Here is a 17,088-nt window from a genome sequence, read left to right as displayed (position 1 = left end):
CCGTGGACTCGGGCATGCGTGCACGAGTCCACTTGTCATGGTGTCAGTTGTCGTCCGGGGCCGGCTCGTCCGAGCGCAGCCGGATCGTGGAAGGGCCGAAGTCGGCCAGCTCAGGCAGGTCACCAACGGAGAGACGATCGCCCGCGATGACCAATCGTGTTCCCAAGTGGAGCTGGAACCTGTCGGATTCCACGAGCAAGGGTCGGAGACGCGCGGGGTCGTGCTCGATGAGAAGTTCCACGCTCGCGTGTGCCAACGGCGCATCAGGGTTCTCTTCGAGGCGATTGACGACCGTGTCGAGAACGTGTTGGTCGCCGGGGTGGCGCCGCAACAGGCTCGTGACGGCAACCGCGATCACATCATCATCGTCGTCGTGGAGGAGCCGATCCCACATCAACTCCTCCACGAGGTCCGCAGGTGCGATTCGATCCAGCACAATCAGTGCGTTGCACCGGATGTCGTAGAAGGCCTGGCTGTTCTTGGTCAAATCGCCCAGCACTGCCGCGACCGCGTCGTGGTCATCGTGTGCGCCGAGGACCCGTTCAGCTGCGGCAGCGACTTTCTTCTCGTCGAAGAACAACGGGTCTGAGCCCAGGATCTCCGCCAGTGTCGTGAGCAACGTGAGTCGAGGACGAGCAGGGTCGTGCTCTGGCAGCACCTCCAAGCCCACGCGTGCCAACGCCGTCTCCGGCCTCTGTTCGACGCGGTCGGCGACGGCGTTGAGCACGTGTTGGTCGCCGGGGTGGCGCCGCAACAGACTCGTGACAGCTACGCGGAAGACGTCATCGTCGTCGTCGCGGAGGAGGCGGTCCCACATCAACTCCTCCACGAAGTCCGCGGGTGCGACTCGATCCAGGACAACCAGCGCGTTGTGCCGAGCTTGGTAGGAGGTGGTGATTGCCGCAGCCGCATTGCGCAACCTGGCCAAGACCATGTCGTCGCGGCCGTGAGCGTCGCGGATCCGTCGAACCTCGGCGGAGACTTCCTCCTCTTCGGACAACAAGGAATCCGAGTACAGGATCCGCGCAAGAGTCGTGAGCAGGGGGAGGTGCGGATGAGTCGCGCCGTGCTCGATCAGAACCTCCGCACACACGCGTGCCAACGGCGTATCAGTGTCCTGTTCGACGCGGTTCGCGACGGCGTTGAGCACGTGTTGGTCGCCGGGGTGGCGCCGCAACAGACTCGTGACAGCTACGCGGAAGACGTCATCGTCGTCGTCGTGGAGGAGGCGGTCCCACAGCAACTCCTCCACGAAGTCCGCGGGTGCGACTCGATCCAGGACAACCAGCGCGTTGTACCGTGCCTGGTAAAAGGCGGTCGCCTGCTTGGCCACCTCACCCAACCTGGCCCAGAGAATGTCTTGGTCACGAGCTGTGCTGATCTGTTGAGTTTCGACAGGGTCTTCTTCCTCGTCGAACGGTGACAGTGGCTCCTGAACCCGCTTGAGGGTCGTGAGCAACGCGAGCCGAGGACGAGTGGGGTCGTGTTCTGCGAGAACATCCGCACACACGCCTGCCAGTGGGGATGAGCCGGCGTGCTCGATCCGGTTGGCGACGGTGTCGAGCACGCGTTGGTGACCGGGGTGGCGCCGCAACAGACCCGTTGCAGCTGCACGGAAGACGTCCTTGTCGTCGTCGTGCAGGAACCGGTCCCACAACAACTCGTCCACGACATCCGCAGAGCCGAGACGATCCAACATCTGCAGGGCCCAGTGCACCGCAGAAGCCGTGCCGGTGCTCACTGCTGTCGTCAGAGTGCTCAGAACGGCAGTGTCAGGCGCCATCGGCCCAGCTCCTTGCGAGCCCTCAGTTGCCGGGGACCGCTCGAGTTCTGCGGCGGCGCCGGACAAGGCCTCGGCCGCCCGGGAGTCGTTGACCTCGTCGAGATGGACCACCCGGACGAGCACGTCAGGGCGGTCGATGAAAAGGATGGTCAGCAGGCTTGCCGACAGTCTGGTCACGGGTGACCAGATCAGCCAGCGGCCTCGGCTGACGTACCAGTCGGCGAACAGGTCTCGGCCCGGCCAGGCGGGCCCGATCGCCCGGAGTGCCGGCAGAACGTCGCTGTCGATGAGCTGATGAGTGAACGTGTCCTCGATGCCGACACAATGTTCAAGCAGCAGAACGACCTCGACGAGTGCTGCCTTGGCAACTTCCTCGACCGCCCTCATAGAACGCAGTTCGCCCAGGCACTGCACGGCGACGATGAGGCCGTGCGGCGGTGCGGCGAACTCGTTGACAGGCCACGGCCGGTCCACCTCCAGCAGCCGCCGGGCGATCTCACCCACGTGGTGCTCAGCCAACACGGAGGCGAGCAACCGCAACACCTCACGCCAGCTCGTATCCCCACACCGCTCCACGAACAGCGCGACGACGTCGTCCAACGTGATCGACTGCTCGCGCTGGAACCGCCGCACCACCGCATCAGCGCAGAAGAACTCCAGGAACGCCCGGTGCACGAAGCTGTACAGGTTCGGCCCGAACCGGCTGAGGATGAAGTTCCGGTGCTGGAACTGGTCGATGATGACCGTCGCCACGATCTTCGCGTCGGCCGGATTGCGGGCGTAGGTCTCGACCAGGTAGTCCTCGAAGAGCCGTTGCAGGTCCTCGCGGTGCACGTAGTTGCCCGTCGAGCCGTCCGCCCCGGTCTGCATTCGCCAGGCCAGCCGGCGCAGCAGCTCGCGCTTGTCGTCCTCGTCGATGTAGTCGGCCGCGACGCGTCGTTCCCGGAGCTGCCGTTTGATGTCCCAGTGCTGCACAAGGACTCTGGCGGCGTGGTCGTAGACCTTCCACCGTTCTCTGGGGAGGGTCTGGTGCTTGCCGATGATCGCGAGGATGGTCAGCAGCAGCGGGTTGCCCGCGAGGTCCCCGATCGGCCGGGACTCGCGCACGGCTTCCAGCAGGCGGTCGCGTCGTTGGGCCGCCTCGCCCGGGCGGTCGTGCAAGGCGAGCGTGTACCAGCTGCCCAGGAAGTCGGCGATCTGGTCGGCGTCGAGGTCCTGCAACGTGTGGTGGACGAAGCCCGCGTCGGTGAGGCGGCGGGAGTGGTAGCCGTCCACGCGGGACGTCACGAGCACCCGGACGCCGGGGTAGCGGTCGGCGAAGCTCGCGATCTCCTTCGTGGCCTCCTCCCTGCGGCCCGGGTCGAAGATCTCGTCCAGGCCGTCGAAGACGACGAGTGCCGCGCCGCCCGCCTCCAGGTACGGCTCCAGGTGCCGGCGGGCGATGCCGAGGGTTTGGGTGGTCGCGAGCTCGTCGAGGAACTCCAGGATCGTGCGGCACGATCCCGCTTCTCGTGCCGCCGCGTACTGCCGCAGCTCCACCAGCAAGGGGAGGGTTCCGGCCAGCGGGGTGAGGCGGCGGCTCACGCCGGCGAGGTCGAGCACCGCGAACCTCGCCAGGGTCGACTTGCCCGCTCCTGGATCGCCCAGCACCACGACGTGGCGGTCGGCTCCCATGACCACGTCCAGCACGGGACGTTGTGGCTTGGCGCGGTACGACTCCTGTGCCGCTCGCAGGTCCGCCAGGTCGACGCCCTCCGGCAGTGCGGCCTCGTCGATCTCGCCTTCCGCCTGGAGCCGTTGGAGCAGCTCGGGTGGCAGCTTCACCGGTGGCGGGTCCTCGCGGACGTGCTGCTCGACGAACACCTGCTCCAGCAGGATCTGCAGGTACTCCTCGCGTTCCGGCGGGGTGAGAGCGTCCAGGTCGAGGCGGCCGTACTCCTTCTGCAGCCGCCGGTAGTACGCCGTCACGACGGCCGGGTCGAGCTGGTCGAGGCGCCGTGCCGGGTCGTCCGCGGAGGTCATGTGGCGGTGCAAGGCGGTCGCGACCTCGATGCCGAGGTCCGCGGCGACGCGGAAGTGGCTCGGGGTGTGGCGTTCTGCGAGCTCGGCCCGCAGCGTCTCGATCGCCTCAGGATCGCGGTCCATGAAAGGACGTGGCCAGGACGCGTTCTCGTCCAGCATGAAGATCAGGCACGGCTTGTCCGCGTCGATCGCGGCCCGGTACTCCAGCTCCGTGATCGACAAACCACCGTGGCCCTCCGGCACGTGGCCGTAGCGCCAGGCGAAGATGCCGAGGTAGACGTCGCACGAACGAACGTCCCGCAGGCACACGTCGACGGGCCGGTCGGGCTCGGCGACGTAGTACTCCATCGTGACGTCGTCGATCTGCAGGCGCCGGAGGGTCCGGTGCACGACCTCCCGGCACTCCTGCAGATCGAGAAACGTCGACGACACGTAAACCCGCATGTGACCTGTCCCCAGGAGGTTCGCGGTACCGACTGGTACCTGCTCCCGATCACATCGCGGTCCGGCCGTGCCGGGTTACCTCACTCACCCGAACGGCGGCCGGACGATCACCGTTGGTTCAGCCCGTAGGCGCGGATGATCGTTTGATCGACGGTGTTGCCCGAAGCGTCCTGGGCCTGTGCCTTGAGCGACACGAACTTCGCGTCCTTCGGGTGCGCGACCACCGCCAGCCACTGGTCCCGAGAACGGACCAGGTGCACCGGCTGCCACGTGGCACCGTCGTCGTACGACACCTGCACCGCGGGCTTGCGGAGTTGCGAGAGATCAGTGGAACCGTTGCGCTGCACGTAGACGGGGAACGTGAACGGCCGCCCCGCCTCAGTGCGGTTGTGGTCGTCCAGCGACGGGGCGAACCGCACGGCCAGCAGCGGCAGAGGCGCGTTGTCCCAGCCCGGCACCGTGTCGGACTTGAACGTCCAGTCCGCGCTGACGGAGGTCGACAGCTCGGACAGGCCGGTCCTGGTCGCCTCCGCGTGGAACTCGTACGTGGCCGGACCGGAGGGCACGGTGCCGTTGAAGGCTCCCGTGTACTGCGTGTCGGACAGCACAGTTCCGTTGCGGGACAACACACTGCGGGCAGTGGTGGTGCTCGATGTGCCGTAGTGCGTCGAGCTCTGGTCGGTGAACATCGGCACGTTGAGGAACATGTAGTCGCGTCGTCGGGCCGCGAACTGGTAGGGGTGGGACGGGATCTCCGGGAACGCCGGGCCGAACACCGCGGCGTTCCACTTCTCCGTGTGGTGGCCCGGTGTGAACGACCGGGGCGTCGCCGAGTCCTGCCTGGTCGCGGGCGGGATCGGGTTCGCGCCGTCGAACTCGGTGAACGAGCCCGACCACGGCGTGTTCGGCGTGTAGTACTCGGTCAGCCGCATCGGCTGCTTGCCCCTGGCCACCCAGTCGCGTTCGGCCGTGGCCGTCGGACTGCCGTGGGAGGACGCCTGCGAGTGCACCACCGCGAGCGACCGGTCCGAGATCACCGGGCGCAGGTCGGAGGGCACGGTGCCGGGAGTCGTGTGCGTCAGGTGGTACAGGTACGGGGTGCCGAGGAACGTGCCGTTGCCGTCCGGCTCGGCCAGCACCGCGACCGACGTGTAGTTGAACTTGCCCGGCGCGGACGTCTTCGCGGGTCGCACCAGGAGCCCGTCGAAGTCGCGCAGGTCCCTGATCACGCCGGTGACGCCCCACTTGGTGTTCAGCAGGAACTGCAACTGCGCCACGCCCGGCTTCGCGTTGGGTTTGTCGAGCTTGAACCCGGGCTCCGCGCCGTCTCTCGCGTCGTTCACCAGCACACCGTTGCCGGTGACCGTGAAGGCCGGTTCGACGATCTGCGTCAGCTTCGGGTACGGACCGTCCTGGATGGTCGCTTCGTAGTAGTAGGTGCCCTTGGGCAGCCGCTGCACGATCCTGCCCGAGGGATCCCAGCTGTAGTACGCCTTCGGCCGGTCGTGGGAGACGAACCTGTAGTGGTACTGGTCGGTCGGTGCGCCGTTGCGGCCGAGGAAGCTCAGGTCGATCTCGACGGTCTCGATCTCCTTGGTGAAGCCGATCGGCGTGCGCACGGACACCGTGCCGTCGGAAGCGAGGAGGGTTCCGCTGTAGAGGCCGTCCGGTGAGTCCAGCGACGTCGTCACGGTGAGGGTCGCCGTCGTCTCACCGCCCGCGGGCACCACGATCGTGTTCGGCGACACGGCGGCCATGCCCGCGACGGCGGGTTTGCCGGACGGGTCGGTCAACGCGGCCGTCAGCGTGAGCGTCCGTGCGGCAGGTCCGTCGTTCCGGTAGGTCACGGTCTTCACGATCGCCGGGTCGTCGGTGTGCGGCCAGGTCGCCGTGCCGAGGCTCAGCGACGCGGGTGCAGCCGTCACCGGCTGGGTGACCGCGCGGGCGACGTCGACCCGTCCCGCGCCCTGCTGGTACACCGTCAGGGCGTCGTTCGGGCGAGCACTGTTCATCAGGGCGGACTTCAGCTGCGCGGCGGTCCAGTCCGGGTGCTGCCCGGCGAGGATCGCCGCCGCGCCCGCGACGTGCGGGGTGGCCATCGACGTGCCGGACAGGGCGATGTGCCTGTCTCCCACCGGACTGCCGATCCAGCCGCCTGCCGCCCGCGCGGCGACGATGTCGACGCCCGGTGCGGTGATGTCCGGCTTGACCGCGCTGTCGCCCGTGCGCGGTCCTTGGGAGGAGAAGTCGGCGAGCTGGTCCTGCCGGTCCACCGCTCCCACGGTGAGCGCGAGGTCCGCGGAACCGGGGGTGCCGATCGACTCGGCGCCGGAGTTGCCCGCCGCCACGACGAACAGCGTGCCGGTGTCGGCGCTGATGCGGTTGAGCGCCTGCGACATCGGGTCGGTGCCATCCGTGGGATCGCCACCGAGGCTGAGGTTCACCACGTCGGCCTTCGCGGCCGCCGCCCATTCCATGGCCGCGATGGCGTCGGACTCGGACCCGTAACCGTTGGCGTCAAGAACCTTGCCCACCAACAGCTTCGCGTCCGGTGCGACGCCGCGGTACCGGCCCTCGCCGGTGACGGTCGCGGCGACGTGCGTGCCGTGGCCGTTGCGGTCGTCGGTGCCGGAATCGCTGCCGGTGAAGTCCTTCGCCTCGACCACGGCCCCCGCGAGGTCCGGGTGCGTGGCGTCGATCCCGGTGTCCAGCACGGCGACGGTGATGCCGTTGCCGGTGTGCCCGGCCTGCCACGCCTGCGGTGCGCCGATCTGCGGAACGCTCTTGTCGAGCGAGGCCTTCACCCTGCCGTCCAGCCAGATCCGCTCGCCGCCCGCGGTCCGCAGTCCGGAGAGGAACGACGCCGACTTGTCCGCCTTCACCGCCACAGCGCCGATGCTCGGCAACGCCCGGCCGCTCAGCGTGGCCGAGACGCCCTGCACGATCAGCGGAATCGCCGGGCTGGACGCGTCGTCGTAACCGGACCGCACGAGTTCGGTGATGTTGAACAGGCGCGGGTCGAGCTCTCGCGACGACAGCCGCCGTTCCACGTCCGACGGCACGACGTGCAGGTCACCCAGTTCGTCGAGGTACTGCCGGAAGGAGACCCGCTCGCGTCCGCCCCCAGGACGGACGCGAGCGCGGTCGCCCTCGACCGACACGTGATCACCGGTCAGCAGGGTGATCCCCGCACCCGGTGGTGCCGGTGCCGCAACCGCCGGAACGGTCACAACGCTCAACGCGGCCACCGTGACGAGGGCAGCCGACAGCCAGATTCGTCTTCTCACACCAAATCTCCCCAGGTTTGTTGAGCGACAACAGGTCAGCGGTCGATCCGCAACCTCCGGTACAGCTCGACCGGGTCTCCGTCGGGCAGATGGACCTGCGAACGGACACCGGAGGGCTCGACGACCGCCAGGTACTTGTTTTCCAGACGCGCTTTCTTGCCGTCGACCTCGGTGGTGAACGTGCTGTCGGGGGCGCCGTCGGCGCTCGCGATGGTCACGCTCGCATCACCCTGATATTCCAGGCCCGCCCTCCAGTGGAATCCCATCTCCTCGATGTAGAGCCTCGTGGTCCGGCCCGGCGGGCTGGTCAGGTGGAACGGAACACGGACGTCCTCCTCGCCGACGCGGACACCGTTCACGACGTCGAGGAGGAGATCCTTGGGGTTGTCCGCGTTCTGCACCGCGACCTCGATCAACGCCCCCGGCGCGTACTGCCACCGCAGCGCGAAGTCCCGTGCGGTGATGCGCACCGCGTTCCACTCCACGTCCCGGCCGTCGGGCGGATCGGTGCGGTAGAGCCACCGGTGATCCACCTGGGCGGCGTCGACCGCGAAGTCCCTGTCGCTGCCGGAGAGTTCCATGTCGCGGCCGGCGGTCACCATCCGCAGCTCGACCTTCCACGACCCGTTGGTGACCCACTGCCGGTGCCACTCAGGCGTGGTCTCGAGGATGCTCTGGGTGACCTCGCCGGGCAGCCAGCCGAACGAGGCGTACTTCTTGTCGGGCTCGAACACCTTGCTGAACCCAGGTGCCGGCAGCGGGACCGCGGGTTCCTTCTGCGCGGCGGGCGTGAAGACCAGCGCCGACGCGACGAGACAGGCGACCACGGCCGACGCCGCGCCCACCGCCCACGCCGTCCGCCGGCGCCGCACGATCCGCGTGCCGGACCGCACGGCCAGCTCGACATCGACCCGAGCGGGAGGCGCCGGTGCCGACGCGGCGTCATCCAGCAACGTTCGCAAGTAGTTCATCGGCTTTCCCTCCCAACGCCTTGCGCAGGGCCTGAAGCCCCTTGCTCGTCTGGCTCTTCACCGTGCCCTTGGTGCAGCGCAACGCCGTCGCAGTGTCCTCAACGGACAGATCGCAGTAGTAGCGCAGCACCAGCGCGGCCCGTTGTTTCGGCGGTACGGCGAGCAGGGCGTGCCGCACCGCGAGAGTGGTGACGGAGTCCTCCGCCTCGATCGCCCGGTCGGCCGCCGCGTCGTCCAGGCGCACGTTGCGCGACCACGCCGAACGCCGCTCCTTGAGGAACACGCGCGTCAGCACCGTCCGCGCGTAGCCGTCGATGTTGTCGGCGGCGCGCGCCCTGTTCCAGTGCACGAACAACTGCGTGATCGCTGTCTGCACGACGTCGTCGGCCCGGTGCCAGTCCTGGCACAGCAGGTACGCGAGCTTGCGCAGCCACGGCATCCGTGACCGCACGTACTCGACGTACGCGGCCTGCTCGTCCACTCTCACGATGACCTGATGCTCGCAGAGCACCGGAAGGTTGCCCGCGACTTTTGGATGATCTGCTACACCGGCTGAAGGGGGTTCGCCCGCGTCCAGTCGTCGACGTGGAACGGGGACGTGCCGGACGCGCTCGCCGCGTGCACGACCACCTCGGCGGGCAGCGGTCCGTCGATCAGCCCGAGTCGGTCGCGGTAGTCCGCCGAGAACGCCTCGGCGACCTCTCCGGCGGTCAGCCCCGGCACGTAGTCGGCCAGGCCCGCGATGGAACTGTGCCGCAGGTCGTAGCCGAGCGCCTCGGACACGTCCACGATCACCGCGCGCACCCGGTCCGAGACGGTGACCTGCACGACCGTGCTGAACAGGGACCCGGTGGCGGTGACCCGTTGAGCCGACCCCACGACCTTCGCGGTGCCGCCGACGTTGATGCTGAACTCGCCGGGGCAGTACTCGCCGTCGACCTCACCGACACGGGCGTCGACGCCACCGAACGCGCGCAGCACCCGAACGTGGCTCTCGGCGTTCGCGGCGAAGGTCGCGCTCCCCGCGTGCCGGATGCCGGTGGTGCGGTCGAGATGGTCGATCACGACGGCACCGCTGTCGTAGGCGACCATCCGCCCGCCCGGCGACCGGACCACCGGCTCGAACCCCGCCGCGCGCGCCACCTCGGTGGCGGCGGCGATCCCCGGTGAGCGGAGGTCGCGGCCGCTGAAGGCGACGGTGGGACCGTTCGGCACGTAGACGTGGACGAGCTCCGACCACGTGGCGCTGGGTGAGCGCAGCAGCAGGGCCGGGGTCACCAGCTCCGAGACGGCGGAGCCGGTGCTTCCGGACACCAGCAGGCGGGTGTTCGCGGTGGGCACGCGATCATTCTCGGCCACGGCCTCGTCAGGGACAGGGCGGGAACAACTTCCGGGTGCCGGGCCCGGTGTACGCGGCACGGTCCGAGAACCGGCACCCGAACGCCGGCGCGGCCACCGCGGCACGGTCACCGATCGCGTCACCAGCGGGTTTCGTCCTGCGGTCCACCCACGTCACGAGGTCGTTCCACGCCGCACCGACCTCGGCAGGCGAGAACTCGCAGTGGTCCACCGTGCGGATCGCGCGCTGCACCAGCCACTTCGACTGACCGTTTCGGGCGACGTCGGACCGGTACTCCTGTTCCATCGAGAACGGCACGAAGAGGTCGCCCAGACCGTGCAGCGACAGCACCGGGACCCTCGGCCTGCCCGCGATCCTCGGCACCTCGGTCAGTGCGGGGGAGAGGCGGGACCGCCAGTCGCGCGGTGCCACCCGCTGCACCTCGCGGTTGAGGTCGACCGGCGAGTTCGGCTGGTAGCGGGTGCCGAGGTTGGTCGCCAACCGGCCGGGATCACGCGAGAGCGGGGCGTTGTCGTCGGGTGGTGCGGCGAGGCTGAAGAGGAAGTCCTTCCAGAACGCGAAGGCGGGCGTCGCGCCGGGGCGTGGTCCGCCGCTGCGTTCGACGACCACCGAGCGGAACTGGGCGCCGCGGTCCGTCACGGTGTCCTGGCCGCCGGGGACGAGCTTGGTCAGGCCCAGTTTCTCCTGGATGCGCGGCACGACGGTGGTGAGGTAGTCGGCAGGCACCGGGTAGGCGCGTTCCCCGGCGAGCGCCTGCGCCGTCAGCTGGTAGTCGAGGAAGAAGTCGAACAGCTCGTGATCGCCCATCACGCCGCACATCGGCAGCGCGCCGTCGTAGAAGCCGGGGTACTGCTCCAGCGAACGGCCGATGACGTGACCGCCCATCGACACGCCCGCGATGAGGACCTGCTTCGGCTTCGCGACCAGCGTGCCGAAGTGCTTCGCGAGGTCGTGCGTCGCCTGGACGCCGGCGCGGACGTCGTAACCGTTGCCGTAGTAGGAGGACGCGGCCCAGGCGTATCCCTGGCCGAGCATCCGGGTGCGCAGGCCGTACGCGGGCGGGTCCACGGTGAGCACGGTGCCGGTGCCGCGGTAGCCGTGTGCCCACATGGCCAGCCGGCCGTTCCACTTCGCGGGCACCTCGACGATGTACGCGGAGTGCTGGTGGATGCCCTGCAGCACCTTCGTCGGCTGCCCGTCGACGATCTCCGGTTTCAGCGGCGGGTTGCTGACGGTGTAGCCGGGCAACGGCTGGTCACCGGGAACACCGGGCGCGGCGAGCGCGGGCGCACCACCCGCGAGAAGCACCAGCGCCAGCAACGAGATCACGAACCGTGGTCGCATGCCCCACCTCCGTCGTTCATTCCACCCCGGCGGAGTCGTCCCGGCCACCCTTCCATCGGCTGGACAACACGCTGACGCACACGCCCGCCACGGTGATCACCAGGCACAGCCAGGCGAACCAGTCGCCCAGCCGCGTGTACGGCGTGGCCCCGGGACCCGCAGGCAGGTCGGCGACGACCGTGGTGAAGGTGCCTTCTCCACCGGTGTGGGCCTCGGCCACGATCCGGCCTGTCCCGTCGGACACCATGAGCGCACCGGACCGGCCGGACCAGGCCACGCCCAGCCCGTTCTCCACGCCGCGCAGGGACGCGACCCGCGCGTGCTGCCACCCGTTCACCTTCTCGTCCGCGGCCGGGATCGCCAGCGTGCGGGCACCGGCGGCCGCGTAGTCACGACTCGGGCGGGCGAGGTTGACCTCCCCGCAGATCTGCACCCCCGCGCCCGCCGCGTAGACGAGTTCACGCGCCTGGTCCCGGACGTACGCGACGGGCGAACCACCGTTCGCTGGGATGGCCAGCGCGGTGTTGAGCCTCGCGCTCCCGGACCGCCGCACGTACCCGACCACGACGTCGGCGCCCCGGTCGCGTGCCGCGGTGGTGAGCGGGCTGACCAACGACGGCAGGCTCGCGTCGTCGACCCCGAACTCGCCCTCTGGCAGCACGACGAGTCGCACGCCCTGCGGCAACGCCGAGATCCGCTCTGCGTAGGCCTGGATCAGCCGGTCACCCTCCGCCGTCCCGACCTCCACGGCCCAGTGGCCCTGGTTGGGTGCGATGAGCGCGACCCGTTGCGACGGCCCGGTCTCGCCCGCCAGCCGGACGATCCCGAAGCCCAGCACGCCGATGACGACCACGGCCACCGCCGCGCCGGTCCGCCACCGGTGCACCGTCGAGCCGGCCACCGCCGCGATGCCTGCGGGCACCAGCAGCAGAACGAACTCGACACCCCAGAACCCGGTGACCGACGCGATCTGCAGCACCACCGGCAGGTCGCCCATGCTGTTGGCCGGAGTGCCCATCACCCCGGTCGGGTTCGTCAACGCCACCAGGTACAGGGCTCCGGTCCACACGGCGGGCGCGGCCACCGCGGCGAGCAGCGGCTGACCCCGCAGGAGCAGGGCGCGGAACAGCAGCACCGCGGCCGTCAGCGTCACCGCCGTGCCCGCGCTGATCCCCAGCGCCATCGGCAGCGGAACGTCGGTGGAGTGCAGGGAATGCGCCCAGTTGTTCGCGGACCCCAGCACTCCCGCCAGGAACGCGGCGGCCGCGGCCGATCGTGCGGACACTCCGGGCGCCAGCAGCAGCACCGGCAGGGGAGCGAGCCAGGTCAGCGCGGGGATCGGCGTGAACCCGGTGCCGAAGAAGTACAACAGCCCCGAGCACAACGCGGCCGCCGGCGGTTTCCAGCCCACCGGAGATTCAGTTGCCACGGGGACCGAACGCGTGCCCGAGAACTGCGTGCGACACGCTGCTGCCGAGCCGGTGCCCGTCCCTGGTGGCGAAGCGGTAGTGCACCCCGGCCCAGACCCTCGCCTGGTCCAGTTCGGCCGTGGCCGAGGAGAGGCTGCGGTAGTGGCGGGTGGTGCCGGAGTCGGTGCTGTGGGCGCTGAACGACAGGTCGTCGCGGCCGAAGAACGTGCGCAGCGCCGTCGTCGTGGCGGCGGTGAAGCAGGCGTGCCCCGACGGGTACTCCGGCGACGGCGCGGTGGTCCGCAACGGGGCCCAGGCCGGATCGGGCTCGGTGGCGGGGTTGCCGTCGGTGCCGGCGAGCGGGACCGCGGTCACCGGGCGCCAGAAGTGCCAGCGCTTCTTCTCCTGGTAGCAGGCGATGAGCGTGTCGGCGGCGGCCACGTCCACCATCGCGAACATGCGGGCCGTCTGCAGCGTGCCGAGCCGGTGGGTCGTGGCGAGCTGACGTTTGATCGCCCATTCCACCAGACGCGGGTCGTCCCACCAGATCGCCGCTTCGGTCTGGTCCGGCGCGCGGGTCGTGCTGGTGGCCGAGCCGAGCGACTTGACCTCGCTGAAGTCGCGGGCCCACGCCGAACTGCTCAGGGCCGGCGGGCCGGGGACGCGGTACGGCTTCGGGTCCACCACGAACGGCTTCAGGGTGGCGAACCAGGCCCCGGTCTGGAGGAATCCGGGCGGGGTCGGCCGCCACTGGCCGGGCGCGGTGCCGACGGGCCAGGTCGCGTCGGAGAACGCGCCGTCGTCGCGCCGGGCGTTGATCATGGCCGTCGCGGCGGCCTCACCGACGGCGATCCCGCCGCGTTCGGAGGGGCCGTCGGGGATCGCGGCGAGCGACTCGTCGTACCGGGCCCGCAGGGAATCGGCCTGGGAGGGGAAGAGCCAGACGAGCGTGCGGTAGGCCGCGGTGGCGACGGCTGCCGGAGTCGAGTCACCGGGCCGGGTGCGCGGGGCGACGAGGTACGGCTCGTACGGGGTGCCGGCGATCGCGTTGACCGCGTCGTACACCGCGCCCTGCACGATCGCGAAGCTGCGCGCGGTCGCGGTCGGCGACTGCCTGGCGACGTCGAAGATCGCGGTCTCGGCGTGGACGTTCCAGGTGATGACAGCGTTCTGGCGAGGTGTGTCGGCCTGCGCCGCAGGGGCGGACACCACCGAAAGCACGGTCAGAACAGTTGCGGCACATATTTTTCCGGGCTCAGAAATACGACGTGTCATGGAATCCCCCAGTGGTGAACCGTTCCACGAAGGTTCCAGTGTCCAGCGGTTGTGCGGCACGGGCAACAAGCTTTGCCGGGCAAGCACTTGCTCCGAACGCGCGATCAGCCCGACAGCTCCCGGATCTCCTGGTCGCTCAGCTCGAACGTCAACGCTCCCGCGTTCTCCGCCGCCTGCCTGCCGTTCTTCGCACCGGGAATCGGAAGCACGCCGGGCTGCTGGACGAGCCACCGCAACGCTATCTGCGCGGGCGTTCTGCCGTGGGTCTCGGCCAGGCGCCGCAGCACGGCGTTGACCCGGCCGAGCTCGGCCAGCGCCGCCTTGCCGCGGAACGGCGCCCGGTACCGGCGCCAGCCCGCGGGCCGGTGCTCGGCGTCGTACTTGCCGGTGAGCGCACCGGAGGCGAGCGGCATGTAGGCGATGAGCGTGACTCCGAGCTCCCGGCACGCGGCCAGCACGCCGTCGGTCTCCGGCTCGCGGTGCAGCAGCGAGTACTGGACCTGGTTGGAGGCCAGCGGAATGCCACGCTCGGCCAGTGCGGCGTGCGCGGTCCGCATCTGCTCCGCGGAGAAGTTGCTGACGCCCACGGCCCGCACCTTGCCCGCCGCCACCGCGTCGGCCATCAGGTCCATGAGCCGGGGGATCGGCATCCAGCGCACCGGGAAGTGGACCTGGTACAGGTCGATCACCTGGCGCCGCAGCCGGGAGAGGCTCGCGTCGAGCGTTTCGGGCAGGCTGTCGGCGCGGGCGAAGAACTTGGCGGGGAACTTGGTCGCGACGAGCACGTGCTCATCGCCTTCGGTGAGCTCTCCCAGACGTTGCTCGGACACACCGTCGCCGTACATCGCCGCGGTGTCGAAGAGGTTCACACCGGCCGCGAGACTGACCTGGTACGCCTCGCGCTGGTCGCCGAGGCCGCTGGTGGGGCCGTAGGCGTTGCGGGCAGGGTTCATCCGGGGCGCTCGCGTCATGTCTCCCCACACCATGACGCCGACGCCCAGCGGCGGCACCTTCACGCCTGTGCGTCCCAGCTCACGGGCCGGGACTGGACCACTCTCGGTCACAAGGACAGTGTGCGCCCCGATCGGCGTCGCCGCCGGGTCAGGCGTGCGTGGTGCGGGTCGCTGTGGTCAGGCGCCCGAACGCGGAGTCAGCCGCCGTGCTCAGGCGCCGAACCCCTCCACCGCCTTGGTCAGCTCGCCGACCGTCTCGACCAGCGGGGCCACGGGTTTGACCATGTTGGTGAGCCGCTCGAGGGTCCGCGCGATCACACCGCGGTCGGGTTCTGGCGAGTCCAGCTCGTCCTGCAGTTCCTCGGCGACCGCCTCGGCCTCGTCGGGGATCTCCGCACGATGGCGTTCCAGCAACGTCATCAGCTCGGTGATCAGCTCGCTGTTCTGCGGCGAGGCGGTGAAGGTCAGGCCGTGGCTGACCGCGCGGGCGTGCGGGCCGACGGCCTGGTTGCCGACGTTGCTGACCCCGCCGGACTGCTGGATGCCGTAGTTCGGTGAGCTTTCCGGCACTGGTTTCCCTTCTGTCACGCCGGTTTCCCGGCGGCGGGCTCGGGCGCGGGGACCTGCACCGTGGCGGTGGCCTCGCTGCCTACGGCCTGGTTGCCGACGTTGCTGGTCCCGCCGGTCTGGATGATGCCCTGGTTGAGGATCGTCATCTGACGGTTGCGGAACTCCGCCGTGTCCACGCCGTGCTCGTCGAGGAAGTCCAGCAACGCGGCCAGCACGTGCCGTTCGACCAGCTTGAGGTGCTTGGCGGCGTCGGTCTTCTGGAAGTAGTTGTGGTAGTTGGCATCCGTCGCCTCCTCCCGGACGCTGAACCGGGCGCCGTAGTTGTAGCCGAGGTCCTGCCGGGCGATCGCCCGCTCCACGGCACGACGTCGTTGCCAGCGCCACCGGAAGGTGAGGTCGCGCACCACGCGGACGGGTGCGCGCGGCACCGCGCTCGCCACCCCGCTCGCCGCTCTGGCCAGCAGCCGGCCGATCGCGCCCGCGGTGAGCAACGGGCTGATCCGGTCCACGTCGTGGTACTGCTGCCACAACGGGCCCAGCACGGTCCGGTCGCACTGCAGGTAGAGCAGGCGGCCGTCGGTGGAGAAGTGCAGGAACGTGCTGGCGACCACCTCACCGCCCCACGACGGGACCTGCGCGCACAGGTAGTGCCTCGCCGACCCGTGCGGGCGGGCGGCGAGCCGGGCCAGGTCGTCGGCGGGCAGGTGCTGCCGGGGAGTCTCGTCGCGTTCGGGCAGCAGCGCCGGGTGCATCGTGAGCGCGTTGCCGCTGACGAACGCCCGCTCGGTGAGAACGAGCCCCGGCAGTTCGTCGGGCTCCGCGCCGATGGCCGCCAACCGGTCCCGGACGTGGGTCACGAGTTCGGCGATGTCGAGCGGCACCACGTTGTCGTCGTCGGCAGTGGAGTCACAGCGCAGCGACGGCAGCGCGAACGACCAGGTCGACACGAGTGATCCGTGGCCGATGAACGGGGTGAAACCGTCGTAGATCGTGACGTTGCCGCCTTCGGCTTCGTCGATCGCCGCCAGCCGGTCGGACAACCACGCCTGTCCGGACGGCAGCGGTGGCGCTGCATCCGGGCTGAACTCGGCTCGGGTGAGCAGGTTCAGCAACGTCAGGCGGTTCTCCCATTCGTGCCACACCATCAGCGCGTACATCACGAGGCCCACCAGCAACGCGAGCCACGGCAGGCCGACGAGCCACTCGGCGACCGGCGGTTCCGGGTGCGGGGTTCGCCGCGTCGGCTCCGGCGCGGTGCCGAGTGCCGACACGATCGCCACGGAGAACAGCAGCATCGCGGCGAGCACGATCAGGGCGAACACGACGTCGCGCAGCCTGCGGGACGTCCCGGCGCGCCGGGCGAGACTGCCGCCGACCGGCACGATCACCAGCAGCGCGAGGATTGTCCACAGTGGGGACAGGACGAGCGCCGCCACGGCGGCCGCGAGGAGGCACCAGTCCCGCACCCTGCGTTGCCGGGCCGCGTCCAGCGCGTGCAGCAGAACCGGGCGCAGCGCGAACCCGATCGACGGCGCCGCCGCGTGCAGGTCGTCGTTCAGCAGCGCCTTGGTCATCCGCTCGGCGAAGCGCTCGTCGGTCCTGGTCGCGACGCACAGGTACCGCGTCGTGTCGTCGGGGGAGAAGGCGGTTGGCTGGCTCATGGATCCCCT

The 17,088-nt window shown here is 69.7% G+C and carries 11 protein-coding genes; all 11 read right to left on the bottom strand.

Annotation, left to right across the window (positions count from 1 at the left end; all coding sequences use genetic code 11):
* Window positions 1–43 precede the first annotated feature (43 nt).
* The 11 genes from AOM45_RS07360 to AOM45_RS07310 all read right to left on the bottom strand — a co-directional run bounded on the left by AOM45_RS07360 (window position 44) and on the right by AOM45_RS07310 (window position 17,079).
* Window positions 44–4,249 (bottom strand): DUF4062 domain-containing protein, encoded by a 4,206-nt coding sequence (locus AOM45_RS07360; RefSeq protein ID WP_030466987.1) that lies wholly within the window; start codon window positions 4,247–4,249, stop codon window positions 44–46.
* A 107-nt stretch (window positions 4,250–4,356) separates the two neighbouring features.
* Window positions 4,357–7,536, bottom strand: coding sequence for a S8 family serine peptidase (locus AOM45_RS07355; protein ID WP_162185639.1), 3,180 nt, complete (start codon window positions 7,534–7,536; stop codon window positions 4,357–4,359).
* A 35-nt stretch (window positions 7,537–7,571) separates the two neighbouring features.
* Window positions 7,572–8,507 (bottom strand): hypothetical protein, encoded by a 936-nt coding sequence (locus AOM45_RS07350; protein WP_156093757.1) that lies wholly within the window; start codon window positions 8,505–8,507, stop codon window positions 7,572–7,574.
* The gene (locus tag AOM45_RS07345) at window positions 8,479–8,994 is read right to left on the bottom strand and encodes a SigE family RNA polymerase sigma factor (protein ID WP_236703198.1); all 516 of its coding nucleotides are present in this window, start codon (window positions 8,992–8,994) and stop codon (window positions 8,479–8,481) included. Before AOM45_RS07345 ends, AOM45_RS07350 begins: the two co-directional genes overlap by 29 nt.
* A 56-nt stretch (window positions 8,995–9,050) precedes the next feature.
* A complete protein-coding gene (locus tag AOM45_RS07340) occupies window positions 9,051–9,848 on the bottom strand; it encodes a lipoyl protein ligase domain-containing protein (RefSeq protein ID WP_051783075.1) in 798 nt (265 codons plus the stop codon).
* A 25-nt stretch (window positions 9,849–9,873) separates the two neighbouring features.
* Complete coding sequence (locus AOM45_RS07335) at window positions 9,874–11,211, bottom strand: alpha/beta hydrolase family protein (protein WP_030466982.1); 1,338 nt, start codon at window positions 11,209–11,211, stop codon at window positions 9,874–9,876.
* A gap of 16 nt (window positions 11,212–11,227) precedes the next feature.
* Window positions 11,228–12,622: a hypothetical protein gene (locus tag AOM45_RS07330; protein WP_051783074.1), complete on the bottom strand. Its 1,395-nt coding sequence runs from the start codon at window positions 12,620–12,622 to the stop codon at window positions 11,228–11,230.
* Window positions 12,623–12,629: 7 nt separating this feature from the next.
* Window positions 12,630–13,832 (bottom strand): vanadium-dependent haloperoxidase, encoded by a 1,203-nt coding sequence (locus AOM45_RS07325; RefSeq protein WP_201779912.1) that lies wholly within the window; start codon window positions 13,830–13,832, stop codon window positions 12,630–12,632.
* 167 nt (window positions 13,833–13,999) lie between these two features.
* Window positions 14,000–14,959, bottom strand: a complete 960-nt coding sequence (locus AOM45_RS07320) for an aldo/keto reductase (RefSeq protein ID WP_030466979.1) — start codon at window positions 14,957–14,959, stop codon at window positions 14,000–14,002.
* A 99-nt stretch (window positions 14,960–15,058) separates the two neighbouring features.
* The gene (locus AOM45_RS07315) at window positions 15,059–15,418 is read right to left on the bottom strand and encodes a hypothetical protein (protein ID WP_030466978.1); all 360 of its coding nucleotides are present in this window, start codon (window positions 15,416–15,418) and stop codon (window positions 15,059–15,061) included.
* 14 nt (window positions 15,419–15,432) lie between these two features.
* Complete coding sequence (locus tag AOM45_RS07310; protein WP_051783073.1) at window positions 15,433–17,079, bottom strand: AbeC-like domain-containing protein; 1,647 nt, start codon at window positions 17,077–17,079, stop codon at window positions 15,433–15,435.
* Window positions 17,080–17,088: the final 9 nt, after the last annotated feature.

The organism is Lentzea aerocolonigenes (assembly GCF_000974445.1).
In the GTDB taxonomy this organism is placed as follows: Bacteria; Actinomycetota; Actinomycetes; order Mycobacteriales; family Pseudonocardiaceae; genus Lentzea; species Lentzea aerocolonigenes.
Note: the sequence above shows the minus strand (reverse complement) of the source record. Positions and strands in the feature narration are given on the sequence as shown.